Below are 15,791 nucleotides of genomic sequence, written 5' to 3'. Positions count from 1 at the left end.
TTGATCTAAAACAAAGTGCGATAGCAGCGCATAATCCCTCCTTTTTGCACTTTTTTGGTGCGCTTACTCTTCGCTTATTTACTAACCTTATGAAAAGGCCGCCTTTTACAATTTGGCCTAAGTCCTGCAGATTACCTTCATAGTTACAATCGAACCTTGTGTGAGCACGGCATGGATATTGAAAAATTTATATCAGCGCAACAGTTGCAGTCGAGTTATAAATTGCAAATTCAGCACCACTTCATGCCGCTGGCGCAGCAGTTAGCAAATAGTAAGCAACCTGGACAGGCGTTGTTTATCACTATAAATGGTGCGCAAGGGTCGGGTAAAAGCACCTTAGCAGCGTTCTTGGCGCAAGCATTACAACAGCGCTTTGCTTTGCATACCTGCGCGTGCTCTATAGATGATTTCTACTTCCCAAGAGCGGTGCGTGATCAGTTAGCGCAGTCAGTGCATCCGCTCTTTGCCACCCGAGGTGTGCCGGGCACCCATGATATTGCACTGCTCAATAAAGTGATCGCACAAGTTCAAGACGGAGCTCGTGGTATCCGAGTGCCGCGATTCAATAAAGCCACCGATGACCGCGAGCCGTTAGTGAATTGGCCTTGCTTTGAGCGCCCCATCGATGTGTTTATTCTTGAAGGCTGGTGTGTTGGTGCGCAGCCACAAAGCCCGTGTGAGCTTAACGTCGCGGTTAATAGTCTAGAGCAGAACCAAGATCCAGATGGCCGCTGGCGGCGTTGTGTGAATTCCCGTTTGGCCAATGAGTATCAAGCGGTTTTCAACGCCGCTGATATTCGCATCATGTTGAAAGCGCCCAGCTTTGATGCTGTGCAAGCGTGGCGTTGGCAGCAAGAGCAGCAGCTTATTGCCCGCCGTGGAGCCAGTGAGCACACTCTCGACGAGCAAGGAGTCAAATCCTTTATTAACTATTTTGAGCGCTTAACCCGCCATTGTTTAGCTCACTTACCCGCGCACTGTGATGTAGTTTATCACCTTGATAACACACGACACATTTACCAATGCGATAATAAACTAGCCACTCAGGGGTCGGCATTTCCGGTGGTCTTTACCGATTTGGATGGCACTTTATTAGATCATCACAGCTATCAGTGTGATGAGGCGAAGCCCTTACTCAATGCTTTGAATCAGGCGCAGGTGCCAGTGATCGTTAATTCCAGTAAAACAGCGGCGGAAATCCATGCGCTGTGCCAGGCTTTACACCTAGACTTGCCCTTTATTTGCGAAAATGGCGCCGCTCTGTATGTGCCCAAAGGGCACTTTATTACACCACCTAAAGCTGCTCAGCAGTGCGATAACTACTGGATTATGCCCTTTGCCCCGCCTTTAGTGACCTTACAACAGTGCATTTCGGCTTTGGCAGAACAATTCGGCGACAGCTTTCGTTCTTTTAGTCAACTATCGTCTAAGCGCTTAAGTGCCTTAACTGGCCTCACTGGAGAGGCATTAACACAAGCGCAAACACGCCATTACAGCGATCCGCTTTACTGGCAAGGTAGTGACGAGGTGTTACACCAATTCACGCTGGCGGCGCAGAAATTAGGATGTGAAGTGTTGCGCGGTGGGCGCTTTGTGCACCTGAGTCTGGGAGTGAACAAGGGCAAAGCGCTGCACTATGTGATGCAAATGCTGGCACCGCAATATAGTTGCCCACTGCACAGCATCGCCCTGGGCGACAGCCATAATGATGTGGCAATGCTAGAGGCGGCAGACACTGCGATAGTTATTGCGAACAGCGAAAACACAGCCCCGATTTTAAAAAAACGCAGCGCGTTATTCAGTGTTCATGCCGGGCCGCGAGGTTGGCAGGAAACGCTCAGTAGTTTAGCGCTGATCAAAGAGCAACTAGCAGCAGATGAGGTGCGTAACCATGGCTGATTTTCATCAAAATGGCATTGTCACAACACTCCACAATATTTCTCAGCGTTCGGTCGCTGAACTTGAAGGGGAGTTGGTGCAATTTGCCCAAGAACGGCCCATGGGTCTTATTCTGCCATCGCTTTTTTCCGAACTCGAAGGCCCCGCGTTAGGAAACATAGTGAATCACCTGCAGCAAGTGCCTTATCTCGATGAAGTCATCATAGGCCTGGACCGAGCAGACGAGCAACAGTACCGTCATGCGCTGACATTCTTCGATAAATTGCCGCAAAAACACCGGGTACTATGGAATGATGGCCCGCGTTTACGTGCCTTGGATAGTGAGCTACAGGCCCTTGGTGTGGCCCCTAAGGAGTTAGGGAAGGGGCGTAATGTGTGGTATTGCATGGGCTATACCCTTGCTGCATCAAAAGTTGAATCTATCGCTTTGCATGATTGCGACATTCTCACCTATGACCGTGCACTGCTGGCTCGGCTTATCTATCCTGTGGCCCACCCACGCTTTAACTATGAGTTCTGTAAGGGCTTTTATGCCCGTACTGCGGCAGGAAAAATCAATGGTCGAGTTTCGCGTTTATTGGTGACGCCACTGCTGCGCTCATTCAAAACGGTATTAGGTAGTACCGATTACCTCGAGTACATGGACTCATTTCGCTACCCCTTAGCGGGGGAATTTTCGTTTCGCCGCGATGTGCTCAATGATATTCGTATCCCCAGTGACTGGGGCTTAGAGATTGGTGTGCTTTCGGAGATGTACCGCAACTACGCTCATAACCGTTTATGCCAAGTCGATATTGCCCAAACCTATGACCACAAACACCAAGATCTTTCCTTGGAAGATAGAAACGCTGGGCTATCAAAAATGTCGGTGGATATTACCAAAGCGTTATTTCGCAAGCTTGCCACCCAAGGGGAAACCTTTACTACTGAAACCATTCGCTCACTGAAAGCAACTTACTACCGCATTGCCTTGGATTTTGTCGAAACCTATCATAATGATGCGCTTATGAATGGTTTAAGCCTCGATATTCACCAAGAAGAAAAGGCGGTGGAAATGTTCGCGCAAAATATTATGCATGCCGGGCAACATTTTTTAGAGCACCCGATGGAAGCGCCTTTCGTGCCCAGCTGGAACCGGGTAGTGTCGGCAATGCCTGACGTGTTTGCCCGATTACGTGAAGCGGTTGAGCTTGATAATCAGCAGTTCAGCGCACACATACGCAAGGCGGGGTAGTATGACTTCTCGCCAGCGTCAGTTTGAGCAACGTGTCACCCACCATTTAGCGATCATTTACGCCGGTATTCTTGATGATGCGCAATGTCAGGAGCTCGCGGCACAGTTGCTGGAATCGATGCTTCAAGGTGATGTGGTTCGCCAGCCCACCCCCCATAAAAGTCGCTGGGATGAACGGGATGCGGTGTTGATTTGTTATGGCGACTCGGTGAATAAAACGCAGGCTCATGAACCCCATACGCTGCCCACTGAACCGCCTTTGTATACACTGAAACAATTTCTCGATACCTACACCGAAGGCGCCATTAACTCGGTGCATATTTTGCCGTTTTACCCTTACTCGTCAGACGAGGGGTTTGCGGTGATGAATTACGTGCAAGTCAATGAGGCCCTTGGCAGTTGGCAGCATATAAACGATATCAGCAAAGATTACCGGCTGATGGCCGATTTAGTGATCAATCATTGTTCCAGTAAGAGCCTGTGGTTTAGTAACTTTATTGCTAACGTTGCCCCTGGAAAGGGCTACTTTAAAACGGCCAATATCAGTGACAATCTAGAGGGTGTGGTGCGTCCACGCACATCTGAGCTACTCAACAAGGTGCGTACGGCAGCGGGTGAGCAACATGTGTGGTGCACTTTTAGTCATGATCAAGTGGACTTTGACTTCGCTAACCCGCAGGTGTTGCGAGAGTTTGTGGCGATTATCCGCTTTTATCTCGACAACGGGGTACGTTTATTTCGCCTCGATGCGGTGGCCTTTTTGTGGAAAGTCCCCGGAACTTCCTGCATTAACTTGCCGCAAACACATGAAGTGGTGCGTTTGCTTCGCACTTTGATAGAACATGTGCAGCCACAGGCCATTATCATTACTGAAACCAATATTCCCAATGAGCAAAATCTCTCCTATTTTGGTAATGCCAATGAAGCGCATTGCATTTATAACTTCTCTTTACCTCCTTTGTTATTACACACCTTGACTACCGGTGACTGCACAGCACTGAAAAAGTGGATGATGCGCATGCCCCCCGCCCAAGATGGTACGGCCTATTTTAACTTTATAGCCTCCCATGATGGCATTGGCTTGCGCCCAGCAGAGGGCCTGTTAGATACCGTGCAAATTAATGCTCTGGTGGCCTGTATGCAGCGCTTTGGTGCCAAGGTGAGTTGGCGCACACAAAATGACGGTACGTTAGCGCCTTATGAAATCAACATCGCGTTGTTTGATGCCTTACAGGGAGCGCAGCAGGGGCCAGATAACTTTGCTGTGGCGCGATTTCTATGTGCTCATGCCATTATGTTGGCACTGGAGGGAATTCCCGGTGTGTATATTCACTCGCTCACGGGGACCGAAAACGACTATGAGCGTTTTAATAATACCCAGCATAATCGTGCCATTAATCGCCATCGTTGGCACTGGCATGACTTAGAGGCCAAATTGGCCGATCCACATAGCCATCACCAAAAGGTGCATCGTGGTATGTTGAATTTGCTTAAGATACGCGGGAAGCAAAAAGCCTTTCACCCCAATGCAACGCAGTTTACTTTGCACCTTGGCCAAGAAATTTTCGGCTTTTGGCGGCAAAGCGCCGACCGCCAACAAAGTATTTTTTGTCTGTTTAACATTAGCAATCAGCCACAAACCTTGTCACTGGAAGATTTAAACTTGGTGAACACCCAGCCGTGGTGCGATTTGCTCAGTGACATTGTCTATAAAGACATGAGCACATGCCTGAGCATGCGCCCTTATCAAGCTATATGGCTTACGAACACGACGACTTAAATGGGTTGCGTGTATCTTGACCACTTTCTAAGTTACGCATCAAAATGGCGTGTTCAAGGTCGATATCCTCGGGGATAGGAATACGCACTTGATGGCCAGAGCCTTTTGCATCGCTAATACGCTCGCCCTTGGTGTTTTCCATGTGTTGTAAGTTAAAATGCACGTTGCCTTTAGGTGTCATTAACTCCAATGAGTGGCCGGTACAAAATTTATTTTTGACGTCTATTTCCGCCAAGCCATTTGCGGTTCGACCAAGCACCTCACCAACGAACTGCTGTGAATCAGAAATAGAGTGGCCATAGTCATAATTTTGATACTCTTGGTGCGCATGGCGTTTTAAAAAGCCTTCGGTATAGCCTCGGTGGGCGAGATGCTCGAGACTGCGCAGTAAGTTGGCGTCGAATGGCTTGCCAGCGACGGCGTCATCAATGGCTTGGCGGTACACCTGAGCCGTGCGTGCAACGTAATAGAACGACTTAGTACGGCCTTCTATTTTAAGACTATGAACGCCCATACGCGTCAGCGCATCCACATACTGCACGGCGCGCAGGTCTTTGGAGTTCATGATGTAGGTGCCGTGTTCATCCTCAAATGCTGGCATATACTCCCCCGGGCGGCCTTGTTCTTCAAGCATAAATACCTCATTGGTAGGCGCACCCAACCCAAGTGTTGGGTCCACCTTATGCACCACATCACCGGTCGGCGTTTCGGTGGCCGGTTGCACATCGTAGCTCCAGCGACAGGCATTCGTGCAGGTACCTTGGTTGGGGTCGCGTTTGTTGATGTAGCCACTGAGTAAGCAGCGCCCGGAATACGCCATGCATAACGCGCCATGGACAAACACTTCTAATTCGGTGTTAGGACACAGTTCGCGGATCTCTGCAATCTCTTGCAGTGATAACTCACGCGATAGAATCACCCGCTCAACCCCCTGTTTGGCCCAAAACAGCACGCTGGCATAATTCACGGCGTTGGCTTGAACACTCAAGTGAATGGGCATATCAGGCCATTTTTCTCTCACCAACATAATAAGCCCCGGGTCAGACATGATTAGGGCATCGGGCTTCATGGCGATAACCGGCTCTATATCGCGCAAATAGGTTTTTATTTTGGCGTTGTGCGGCGCAATATTAGAAACCACATAAAGTTTTTTATTTTGCTGGTGGGCTTCATTTATACCAAGCTCGAGGTTAGCGAGGTTAAACTCGTTGTTTCGAACGCGCAAACTATAGCGAGGCTGTCCCGCATAGACGGCATCAGCGCCATAGGCAAAGGCGTAGCGCATATTTTTTAAACTACCCGCAGGGCTGAGCAGCTCTGGTGAAAATACAGACATAATGATTCCTTAACTGAGTCCAGGTCAGTGAAAAAATAGCTCGGCAGTGTAGCGGTGAGGGCGCTAGGATGGTTTGATATGGATCAGCTTTTGCTATTGCGTCAGCGCACTAAGCACAGTAGGGCGGCAGGGTACATCATCACCGAAACGAGGTTGTCATCGCCCTGACTTGTTTATTCACTAAGCTCACGGGCGTAACAATGTAGTAGGATTTTCACGCTAAAGCGCGTATAATTCGCGCCCGGTAAAGTTTAACACTTAAAATTTAACGTTATTTGGAGCAAAACATGGCTTTAGAGCGCACTTTCTCTATCGTTAAGCCTGATGCGGTAGCTAAAAACCACATCGGTGCAATCTACAACCGTTTCGAAACTGCAGGTCTTAAGATCGTTGCATCAAAAATGGTTCACCTATCACAAGAGCAAGCTGAAGGCTTCTACGCTGAACACAAAGAGCGTCCTTTCTTCGGTGCCCTTGTTTCTTTCATGACTTCTGGCCCAGTAATGGTGCAAGTTCTTGAAGGTGAAGATGCAATCCGTAAAAACCGCGAAATCATGGGTGCGACTAACCCTGCGGAAGCGGCTGCTGGCACACTACGTGCTGACTACGCAGACAGCATCGACGAAAACGCAGTACACGGTTCTGACGCGCCAGAGTCTGCGGCTCGCGAAATCGCTTACTTCTTCGCTGAAGAAGAAATCTGTCCTCGTACTCGTTAATTTCGAGCTACGACAACAGTCGCGGGAAGGGCTTTCGGGCCCTTTTCTTGTCCTTGTAATTCCTTAGTTTATTGGCAGTGCAGCCAGTGAGCTAAGGAATTGCTATAATGGTTAAATTGTGTACAATTTGCCACCTTCGTTTTATCCGTCACCTGATAGAGGTTTGTTCATGGCCACGACTGAGAAAAAAATCAATTTACTCGATTTTAATCGCCAAGGAATGCGCGAGTATTTCGCATCCATTGGTGAAAAGCCGTTCCGCGCCGATCAGGTGATGAAGTGGATTTACCATTTCGGCATCGACAATTTCGACGACATGACCAATCTCAATAAAAAACTCAAAGCGCGACTGAGTGCTGAGTGTGAGATTCGCGCTCCGGAAATTTCGGTAAAGCAGCCATCCAGCGATGGCACTATCAAATATGCCTTGCTACTCGATGGTGGCCAAGAGGTAGAAACCGTTTGGATCCCGGAAAAAGATCGCGCCACCTTGTGCGTATCGTCGCAAGTGGGTTGTGCATTGGAATGTACTTTCTGCTCGACTGCACAACAGGGCTTTAACCGTAACCTCAAGGTTTCTGAAATCATCGGTCAGGTATGGCGTGTAGCCCGTGATATCGGTCTGCACGGTGACAGCACCCGCCGTCCTATCACCAATGTGGTGATGATGGGCATGGGAGAGCCACTGCTGAATTTGAAAAACGTGGTTCCGGCGATGGAGTTGATGATGGATGATTGGGCGTTTGGTTTATCGAAACGTCGCGTTACCTTGAGTACTTCAGGTGTGGTCCCAGCGCTTGATTTGTTAAAAGAGCAAATAGACGTGGCCTTGGCTATCTCCTTACACGCTCCGAATAACGAATTGCGTGATGAGCTAGTGCCGATTAATAAAAAGTACCCTATTGAAGAGTTCTTAGCGGCGTGTCGCCGTTATATTGACGGTTCAAAAGCGAATAAAGACATCACCATTGAGTATGTGATGCTGCAAGAAGTCAATGACAGCACCGATCATGCCCATGAATTAGTGAAAGTACTTAAAGGCACGCCATCGAAGGTTAACTTGATTCCTTTTAACCCTTTCCCAGGCAATGATTACGGGCGCTCAAGCAACAGTCGTATCGACCGCTTCTCGAAGGTACTGCAAGGGGCCGGTATTACCACCATCGTGCGTCGTACCCGAGGCGATGATATCGACGCCGCATGTGGTCAGCTGGTGGGTGATGTGGTTGATAGAACCAAACGTTTGGCCAAGAGAAAAGAGCGAGAAAAGAGCGCTATCGCTATAAATGTGGCTCAATAACAGAAAATATCGCCCTTTTGTTAAAAAATAGATGAAACAAAAGGGCTTTTCGGTAATATAGGTGCAATAACGGAATTAACGAGGCGACGCCATGCGCAAGCTTTTAGTGACCAGTGTCAGTTTACTCGCCTTAGGCGGGTGTGTAACCGAAAGCACCTATGTGGGCAGCGACCGGCCTGTAGTAGAAAAACGAATAAATAATGTCGACGCCGCGCGTACGCGCATCTCTTTAGCCCTCAACTATCTCTCGCAGGGCAACAGCACACAAGCTAAATATAACCTCGAACGCGCAGCTAAGTTTGCACCAGAGCTTCCTGAAGTACATTACTCGATGGCTTACTACTATCAACGAGTCGGTGAGCATCAGCGTGCCCAAGATGCTTACGAACGTGCGATTGAGCTCGAGCCGAATGATCCAAACACCTTGAATAACTATGGGGTGTTTTTATGTGATATTGGCGATTATGAAGGCGCGGTTGACAAGTTTATGTCAGCAATTGAAATTCCAAGCTATTTACGGGTTGCGGAAAGCTACGAAAACTTAGCTTTGTGCGCACTCGAATTTGATAAATTTGATGCCGCTGAGTCCTACCTTGAAGAAGCGTTGAATCACAGTTCTTTACGTGCATCCAGCCTCATTAATTTAGCTGCAGTGCACTATGCTAAAAGCGATTTTTATAAAGCACAGCAGGTGCTCCAGCGTTATGAGCGCACTGGACGAGTTTCATCGCGGTCATTGTTACTTGGATATTTGATTCAAGATCGTATGGGTCATGTGGAAGATGCGCGTAAATTAGCAGAAACCATCGAGCTGACGTACCCGTCGTCGATTGAAGCGCGTATTGTCCGCGAGCAGCGCTATAGCGCCAGTGAGTTTGAACAGTTGCGAGAGCAGTATCGCAAACACCAACTTTCTGAGTTGCAAGGGGTGATGCAAGATGACCGCATCGTTGCCAAGCCAAAAATCAAGGTGATGAAGAAAAAGTCGAGCACTTCGACAACGCCTACTACATCGCCGGTAGTCATCACTTCACCAGCGCAGCAACAGGCCGCAACCAGCAGTGCCGAGCAGACTCAAGAAATGGTCGACAGTGCTCATGAAAATAGCGACCTGGTTGCAAATGACGATGCAGCAACCACAAATGACAAGGTAGAAGCAGCAAATACTGAGGTGGATACAGCCGCAGAAGCTGTTAAAGCACAAACCTCAGATACTGAAGCGACTCAAACCGAACAAAGTGCTACCGAGCAGGTTAATGCAGACTCTCAGGACATTGCGGTGGTCACGACCACCGATACCAGTGACGAGATAACGACCCCGAATCCAGAGCCGTCAGCTGCACAACCTGCAGCACAGCCGAGTGACGATAATAGCGATGGCGAGCAGAGTGCACCGCAACAGCCTGCTAAAGCGCTGCAAGCAAGCGCCGAAATTGATGAACAATCAACGTCACCGGCCGATTTGCCAGAGCACGACTCCGCTGCACAAGATGAGCCTGCAACCACAGCCGTCACCGATGAAGTCGACACGGTTGCTGAGCAACAAAATGCTGATGAAGTAGCGACCCAAAGCGAAGGGGCTGACAGTGCATCTGACGTAGTGGCCGAAAGCAATGACGGCGCCGAGCCGCCATCTTTATCCACCGATGAACAAGCAATGGCACAGGTGAGTGATACTCCAGTACAGAATGCGGGTGATGACACTACGCCTGTAGACAGTACGCAAGCGTCCGATGCACAGGCTTTAGCCAGTGAAGATGTGGTGGTACAGCAAAGTAATACTGAGCTCAGTGAAGGGGTCAGCGAATTTATCGCTCAAGGCGCACAGGTCGATAGTGATGACCCACTGGCGCTGCCCTATCACGTAATGAAAAAAGGGGAGACCTTATTTAGTGTTTCAGCACGCTATAATATTCGCTTAAGCACATTGCGTGAATGGAATAACCTTAAGAGCGCAGATCACGTGCTCAGCGGTAGTAAAATTTACTTAAAAGAGCCGAACATTTATCATACTGTGCAAGAAGGAGATACGCTGTTCAGTATCTCCACCCAGTATAACATTCTTCTGCAACGACTAATGGAATGGAATCAGCTAGATGAGGGCGCTCGCCTAGTACCCGGCGAGAAACTGTATTTAGTTGATCCTCAAAACTATTAAATATGAGCGAAAATAGTGAAATAACAGAGGAAAGTGCTCCATTAGAAATAGGGAAATATTTAGTACAAGCGAGGGAGCAACACAGGTTAAGCCAAGAACAAATGGCGAAAAGGCTGAACCTGACAGTGCAAAAGCTTGATGATTTAGAGCATGACCGCCTCGAAAAGCTCGGCCCGCCGATCTTTGTTAAAGGCTATGTGAAGGCTTACTGCAAAGTGGTAGGCCTAGATCATAAAGAATTGCTTGAGGGTTATGACCCACAAGATGACAGTGAACAAATCGCGGCCATGCAAAGCTTTTCGCGAAGAACTGAAAAAGAAGCCCATGACAGCCGCTTGATGCTGGTAAGCTATATTATCCTGGCTATCATCTTGGGCTCTTCCGCTATTTGGTGGTGGCAAAATAGTGATGACCCGCTGAGTTTGTCTACCCCAGAGTCCAGCACTGTGAGCTCGAACCCAATATCCAGTGAGGGGCCTGAAAACGCTGAACAACAGCCAGTGCAACCAAGTGGCGAAACCCAAGAACAAAGCCAACAAACACCTGCTCCCGAAGCACAGCAATCAGCCACGACGCTGAGCGCGCAAGAGCCAATCTCTAACACTGCGACAGAAGAGCGTGAAGAGACTGCTGATGCAACACCTACAGCAAATACTGCAGTGCAAAGCGAGCCCTTAAAAAGTGGTCAGCAGCGTGTATATATGCGTTTTAGCGGTGAGTGCTGGGTGGCGGTAGAAGATGCTGATGGTAAGCGCCTAGTTTACGATATAAAAAATGCAGGACAAGAGCTTGAACTCATTGGCAAAGCGCCTTTTGCTGTCACGCTTGGCAAACACGATGTTGTTGATATCGAATTAAATGGTGAAGCGGTTGATATTTCACAGTTTCCGAAAAACCGCCTCGCTAAATTTTCATTACCGTTAACAGAGTAAGTAGTATGTTTTCAGAGTCACCGATCAAACGCCGCAAATCGACGCGTATTTATGTAGGTGATGTGCCTATTGGCGACGGCGCGCCAATTGCGGTGCAGTCCATGACCAATACCGACACCATGGACGTCGATGCCACAGTCAAGCAAATTCAAGCTATTGAGCAAGCAGGCGCAGACTTGGTGCGTGTCTCAGTGCCCACTATGGCGGCGGCTGAGGCGTTTAAAAGCATTAAAGAACAAGTGGATATTCCGCTAGTTACGGATATCCACTTTGACTATCGTATCGCGCTTAAAGTGGCTGAGTACGGCGCTGATTGCCTACGTATTAATCCCGGGAATATCGGTAATGAGGAGCGAATTCGAGCAGTAGTCGATGCCGCTGGTGAACGTAATATTCCGATTCGTATCGGTGTTAATGGCGGTTCACTAGAGCGTGACTTACAAGAGAAGTACGGCGAGCCAACGCCTGAAGCTCTGCTTGAGTCGGCGATGCGTCATGTGGAAATTTTACAGCGTCTCAACTTCGACCAGTTTAAAGTGTCCGTCAAAGCCTCCGATGTATTTTTGGCTGTGGGCGCATACCGATTGTTAGCACAAGAAATTGATCAGCCGTTGCATTTAGGGATCACCGAAGCAGGTGGTTTTCGTTCTGGCTCGGTGAAGTCAGCAGTCGGTTTAGGCATGCTCCTAGCCGAGGGGATTGGTGATACTTTACGGGTGTCGTTGGCGGCCGATCCTGTGCAAGAAATTAAAGTCGGCTTTGATATCCTTAAATCGTTGCGCATACGTTCGCGCGGTATTAACTTTATTGCCTGCCCAAGCTGTTCGCGTCAAGAGTTTGATGTGGTCGGCACCATGAACCAGCTTGAAGAGCGCCTCGAAGACGTGGTCAAGCCGATGACCGTTTCTGTGATCGGCTGCGTAGTCAATGGCCCGGGTGAAGCCTTGGTCAGTGATATTGGCTTAGCCGGGGCAAATCGCCGTTCAGGCCTGTATATCAACGGTCAGCGACAAAAGCTGCGTATCGATAACGATAACATTGTCGATCAACTTGAAGAGCAAGTGCGCGATTACCTCGCTAAACAAGAACAACAAACGCCAATCGACGTTAAATTAGTTGATTAAGCCTTGCTCTGCTACTTGGTGGTAGCGGCACAAAAGGCTATAATGGCGCGCTTAATTTATCGACGCTTTGACATCGGCGCTTGAGCGCCTAAACAGAATTTTTGGGATTATCAGTGGCAAAACAAATTCAAGCAGTCCGTGGGATGAATGACATCCTACCGGGTGATACACAAGTTTGGCAGAAAGTGGAAGGTACCTTGCGCCAGTGTGTGGCCTCTTTCGGTTATCAAGAAATCCGCTTCCCGATCGTTGAATCAACCGATCTTTTCAAGCGCTCTATTGGCGAAGTGACTGATATCGTAGAAAAGGAAATGTATACCTTTGCCGATCGTAACGGTGATAGCCTCACCTTACGTCCTGAGGGCACCGCGGTGTGTGTGCGTGCCGGGAACCAAAATGGTTTACTGTATAATCAAGAACAGCGCCTGTGGTATATGGGGCCTATGTTCCGCCATGAGCGCCCTCAAAAAGGTCGTTATCGCCAATTTCATCAGTTCGGTTTGGAAGTGTTTGGTATTGCCAGTGCTGATATTGATGCCGAAGTGATCATGCTTACTGCGCAGCTTTGGCAGCAATTTGGTATTAGCGAGCATGTGCGCCTCGAGCTTAATTCGTTGGGCTCCAATGAAGCGCGTGCACAATATCGTGATGCACTTATTGCTTACCTAGCGCAGCACGAAGACAAGCTCGATGAAGATTCAAAGCGTCGTATGCACTCCAACCCACTGCGAGTGCTTGATAGTAAAAACCCTGATGTACAAGCCGTTCTGGCCGACGCACCTAAGTTATCAGAGCACTTAGATGATGAATCTAAAGCGCATTTTGCAGATTTATGTGAACGTTTAGACGCAGCGGGTATCGAATATCAGGTTAACGAAAAACTCGTGCGTGGTCTTGATTACTACAACCGCACTGTGTTTGAGTGGGTGACTGATAGTTTGGGGGCCCAAGGCACAGTTTGTGCGGGCGGTCGTTACGATGGCTTAGTTGAGCAACTTGGTGGTAAAGCGACGCCTGCTGTTGGCTTTGCCATGGGTATGGAACGTTTGGTGTTGTTGTTGCAAGCATTAGATAGCGTCGGCGACATTCGCCGTGATGCCGATGTATACGTTGCAGCAATGGGTGACAAAGCCAGTATTCAAGCCCCCGTTATTGCTGCCCAGTTACGTGCGCAAGTGCCAGGTTTACGAGTGCTAGTACACGCCGGTGGTGGTAACTTTAAAAAACAATTAAAACGAGCCGATAAGAGCGGTGCTGAAGTAGCGCTGATCCTCGGTGAAGACGAACTTGAGCAGGGAGTGGTGACAGTGAAATACCTGCGTGAAGAAAAACCACAAGCAACCCACTCCTTGAATGAAATTACCCAGCTATTGGCTGAGATGATTTAGACCTGAGTCTACGAGGTAATAATGGAAATTTATTCAACAGAAGAACAACAAGCAGAAGCGATTAAGCGCTTTTTCAAAGAAAATGGTATTACGCTAGGCCTAGGTATTGTTATCGGTCTAGGTGGCTTATATGGCTGGAAAGCCTATAACCAAAACCAGTTAAGCAGCGCCGAGCAAGCATCTGATGCCTTTAACAAGGTGATTGAAGGTGCTGGGTCACAAGACAGTGATGTAGTTGCTAAAAGTGATGCCTTTATTGAGCAGTACAATGGCTCGAGCTATGCCGTGCTGGCGGCTTTCGTTGCAGCGAAAGAAGCGGTTGATAATGACGACTTAGCTCTGGCTGCTGAGAAGCTAACGTGGGCACAAAAAAATGCTGGCAAAGCAGAATTGCAAGCGATTGCTACCACGCGCTTAGCGCGTATTCAACTAGCTCAGAAAGACTATGATGCGGCACTCGCAACGCTTGATACGCAGTTACCTGAAAGCTATAAGGCCAATGTTGCCGAGCTTAAGGGTGATATTTACCTAGCTCAAGGCGATAAAGCACAAGCGCGGGCGTCGTACCAAGCGGCAGCAGACAATGGCGGTTTAGAGAGTAACCCTTTACTACAAGTGAAGTTAGACGATTTAGCCGAGCAGACTCCAGCAGCTTAAGGAGTGGGTAGTATGAAAAAGTTAACCCTGGCAGGCTTAGCACTGTGTATGGCGTCGCTCACCGGTTGCTCTTCCAGTGATGAAGATGAGTTGGTGTTACCAGAGATTGCCAACCAGTTTGAAACGCAAGTGTTGTGGCAAGAAACTGTGGGAGATGGTGTAGAGCATTATTTTTCTCGTTTACAGCCCGCTGTTTATAAAGACCGCGTCTTTGTTGCCTCGCGTTTTGGTGAAGTACAAGCATTGTCATTAACTGATGGCGACGTCTTGTGGGAGAACGATGTGCGCGCAGACGCCTCGTTTTGGCCATGGGAAAGCACAGACAGCGCCAAACTCTCAGGTGGTATCTTGCAAGCCTATGGCAAGCTATTTATCGGCTCGGAGCATGGTCAAGTGGTTGCTCTTGACCGAGAAACTGGTGAGGTCATTTGGCGTAAAAGTGTTCCCGGTGAAGCGCTATCAAAGCCCGCCGCTGGAGATGGCCTGGTTTACGTTAACTTAGGCTCGGGTAAGTTACTGGCGTTACACCCTGATAGCGGGGAAGAGCGCTGGCGCTATGAGCAAGAAGTGCCGCCGTTGACCTTGCGTGGCCTAAGTGCTCCCACTGTCGCGAATGGCGGAGTCTTAGTGGGTGAAGAGACGGGTAAGTTATCTGTGCTTATTTCCGATAGTGGATTTGCCGCGTGGCAGGCAGATATTGCCCAGCCTAAAGGTGCTTCTGAGTTCGAGCGTTTAGTCGACGTTGACACTGAGCCCAAAGTAAGCGGCTCTATGGTGTACACCTTAGCTTATAACGGCAACTTGGCTGCGGTTGATATTCGCTCTGGTAACGTGGTCTGGAAGCGTGAATACAGCAGCTACCGCGAATTCAGTATTGTTGGTACTACGATTTATGTGGTCGATTCTGATGGTGTTATCTATGCTTTAGATAAGAGTTCGGGGATCGAACGCTGGTCACAGCCAGCACTGCGTGGCTGGTATATCACAGGCCCTGCAGTACTAGGTGATTACCTCGCTGTGGGTGACCAAGAAGGTAACTTGCACTGGCTAGACCGCAACAGCGGTGAGTTAGTCGCTCGTCACGAGTTTGATGGCTCAGGGTTTTACGTTGAACCTGTGGTTGCTGATGATCGCTTGATCATTGTCACGCGCGATGGCGAAGTAAGCGCCGTTAAAGCGCCGTAAGTTAGATTAATTGGGCTTTGCCCTAAAATAGGCTTCGCCTTCAGGCCAATTGGTCATGGCGGAGCTTTTTTGTTGTTTA

Annotated in this window: 12 protein-coding genes; 11 read left to right on the top strand and 1 reads right to left on the bottom strand. The window is 48.8% G+C overall.

All coding sequences use genetic code 11. The features are described 5' to 3' along the window. Positions 1 to 171 precede the first annotated feature (171 nt). From PRUTH_RS10180 to PRUTH_RS10170, 3 genes are read left to right on the top strand one after another with little or no spacing between them, the layout of a single operon-like run. Positions 172 to 1,899, top strand: a complete 1,728-nt coding sequence (locus PRUTH_RS10180) for an HAD-IIB family hydrolase (protein WP_151173209.1) — start codon at positions 172 to 174, stop codon at positions 1,897 to 1,899. Next, positions 1,892 to 3,133: a glycosyltransferase family protein gene (locus PRUTH_RS10175; RefSeq protein ID WP_045979698.1), complete on the top strand. Its 1,242-nt coding sequence runs from the start codon at positions 1,892 to 1,894 to the stop codon at positions 3,131 to 3,133. Before PRUTH_RS10180 ends, PRUTH_RS10175 begins: the two co-directional genes overlap by 8 nt. Position 3,134: 1 nt before the next feature. Then, a complete protein-coding gene (locus tag PRUTH_RS10170; protein ID WP_151173208.1) occupies positions 3,135 to 4,913 on the top strand; it encodes a sugar phosphorylase in 1,779 nt (592 codons plus the stop codon). On the opposite strand, the gene trhP is transcribed toward PRUTH_RS10170, so the two are convergent. Continuing rightward, positions 4,894 to 6,249: a prephenate-dependent tRNA uridine(34) hydroxylase TrhP gene (gene trhP, locus PRUTH_RS10165; RefSeq protein WP_022943788.1), complete on the bottom strand. Its 1,356-nt coding sequence runs from the start codon at positions 6,247 to 6,249 to the stop codon at positions 4,894 to 4,896. The genes PRUTH_RS10170 and trhP overlap by 20 nt on opposite strands. A 287-nt stretch (positions 6,250 to 6,536) precedes the next feature. Here trhP and ndk point away from each other — a divergent pair, with 287 nt between their 5' ends. The 8 genes from ndk to bamB all read left to right on the top strand — a co-directional run bounded on the left by ndk (position 6,537) and on the right by bamB (position 15,712). Further along, positions 6,537 to 6,968, top strand: coding sequence for a nucleoside-diphosphate kinase (ndk, locus tag PRUTH_RS10160; RefSeq protein WP_053910025.1), 432 nt, complete (start codon positions 6,537 to 6,539; stop codon positions 6,966 to 6,968). A 169-nt stretch (positions 6,969 to 7,137) separates the two neighbouring features. Further along, positions 7,138 to 8,268, top strand: coding sequence for a dual-specificity RNA methyltransferase RlmN (rlmN, locus tag PRUTH_RS10155; RefSeq protein ID WP_022943790.1), 1,131 nt, complete (start codon positions 7,138 to 7,140; stop codon positions 8,266 to 8,268). Positions 8,269 to 8,359: 91 nt separating this feature from the next. Next, complete coding sequence (gene pilW, locus PRUTH_RS10150; RefSeq protein WP_151173207.1) at positions 8,360 to 10,426, top strand: type IV pilus biogenesis/stability protein PilW; 2,067 nt, start codon at positions 8,360 to 8,362, stop codon at positions 10,424 to 10,426. A gap of 2 nt (positions 10,427 to 10,428) precedes the next feature. Beyond that, on the top strand, positions 10,429 to 11,358 hold the full coding sequence (locus PRUTH_RS10145) for a RodZ domain-containing protein (protein ID WP_151173206.1): 930 nt from the start codon (positions 10,429 to 10,431) through the stop codon (positions 11,356 to 11,358). Between the two features lie 5 nt (positions 11,359 to 11,363). After that, the gene (ispG, locus tag PRUTH_RS10140; protein ID WP_022944280.1) at positions 11,364 to 12,482 is read left to right on the top strand and encodes a flavodoxin-dependent (E)-4-hydroxy-3-methylbut-2-enyl-diphosphate synthase; all 1,119 of its coding nucleotides are present in this window, start codon (positions 11,364 to 11,366) and stop codon (positions 12,480 to 12,482) included. A gap of 113 nt (positions 12,483 to 12,595) precedes the next feature. Beyond that, positions 12,596 to 13,870 (top strand): histidine--tRNA ligase, encoded by a 1,275-nt coding sequence (hisS, locus tag PRUTH_RS10135; protein WP_053910022.1) that lies wholly within the window; start codon positions 12,596 to 12,598, stop codon positions 13,868 to 13,870. A 21-nt stretch (positions 13,871 to 13,891) separates the two neighbouring features. Next, positions 13,892 to 14,527: a YfgM family protein gene (locus tag PRUTH_RS10130; RefSeq protein ID WP_022944278.1), complete on the top strand. Its 636-nt coding sequence runs from the start codon at positions 13,892 to 13,894 to the stop codon at positions 14,525 to 14,527. Between the two features lie 12 nt (positions 14,528 to 14,539). Then, positions 14,540 to 15,712 (top strand): outer membrane protein assembly factor BamB, encoded by a 1,173-nt coding sequence (bamB, locus tag PRUTH_RS10125; protein ID WP_022944277.1) that lies wholly within the window; start codon positions 14,540 to 14,542, stop codon positions 15,710 to 15,712. The last annotated feature ends 79 nt before the right edge of the window (positions 15,713 to 15,791 follow it).

Origin of the sequence: Pseudoalteromonas ruthenica (assembly GCF_008808095.1) — a bacterium.
Taxonomy (GTDB): domain Bacteria; phylum Pseudomonadota; class Gammaproteobacteria; order Enterobacterales; family Alteromonadaceae; genus Pseudoalteromonas; species Pseudoalteromonas ruthenica.
Note: the sequence above shows the minus strand (reverse complement) of the source record. Positions and strands in the feature narration are given on the sequence as shown.

Bases quoted from the DNA above. Each gene is read 5' to 3' on its own strand.
- PRUTH_RS10180 (WP_151173209.1), top strand. From the start codon at position 172: ATGGATATTGAAAAATTTATATCAGCGCAACAGTTGCAGTCGAGTTAT.
- PRUTH_RS10175 (WP_045979698.1), top strand. From the start codon at position 1,892: ATGGCTGATTTTCATCAAAATGGCATTGTCACAACACTCCACAATATT.
- PRUTH_RS10170 (WP_151173208.1), top strand. From the start codon at position 3,135: ATGACTTCTCGCCAGCGTCAGTTTGAGCAACGTGTCACCCACCATTTA.
- trhP (WP_022943788.1), bottom strand. From the start codon at position 6,249: ATGTCTGTATTTTCACCAGAGCTGCTCAGCCCTGCGGGTAGTTTAAAA.
- ndk (WP_053910025.1), top strand. From the start codon at position 6,537: ATGGCTTTAGAGCGCACTTTCTCTATCGTTAAGCCTGATGCGGTAGCT.
- rlmN (WP_022943790.1), top strand. From the start codon at position 7,138: ATGGCCACGACTGAGAAAAAAATCAATTTACTCGATTTTAATCGCCAA.
- pilW (WP_151173207.1), top strand. From the start codon at position 8,360: ATGCGCAAGCTTTTAGTGACCAGTGTCAGTTTACTCGCCTTAGGCGGG.
- PRUTH_RS10145 (WP_151173206.1), top strand. From the start codon at position 10,429: ATGAGCGAAAATAGTGAAATAACAGAGGAAAGTGCTCCATTAGAAATA.
- ispG (WP_022944280.1), top strand. From the start codon at position 11,364: ATGTTTTCAGAGTCACCGATCAAACGCCGCAAATCGACGCGTATTTAT.
- PRUTH_RS10130 (WP_022944278.1), top strand. From the start codon at position 13,892: ATGGAAATTTATTCAACAGAAGAACAACAAGCAGAAGCGATTAAGCGC.
- bamB (WP_022944277.1), top strand. From the start codon at position 14,540: ATGAAAAAGTTAACCCTGGCAGGCTTAGCACTGTGTATGGCGTCGCTC.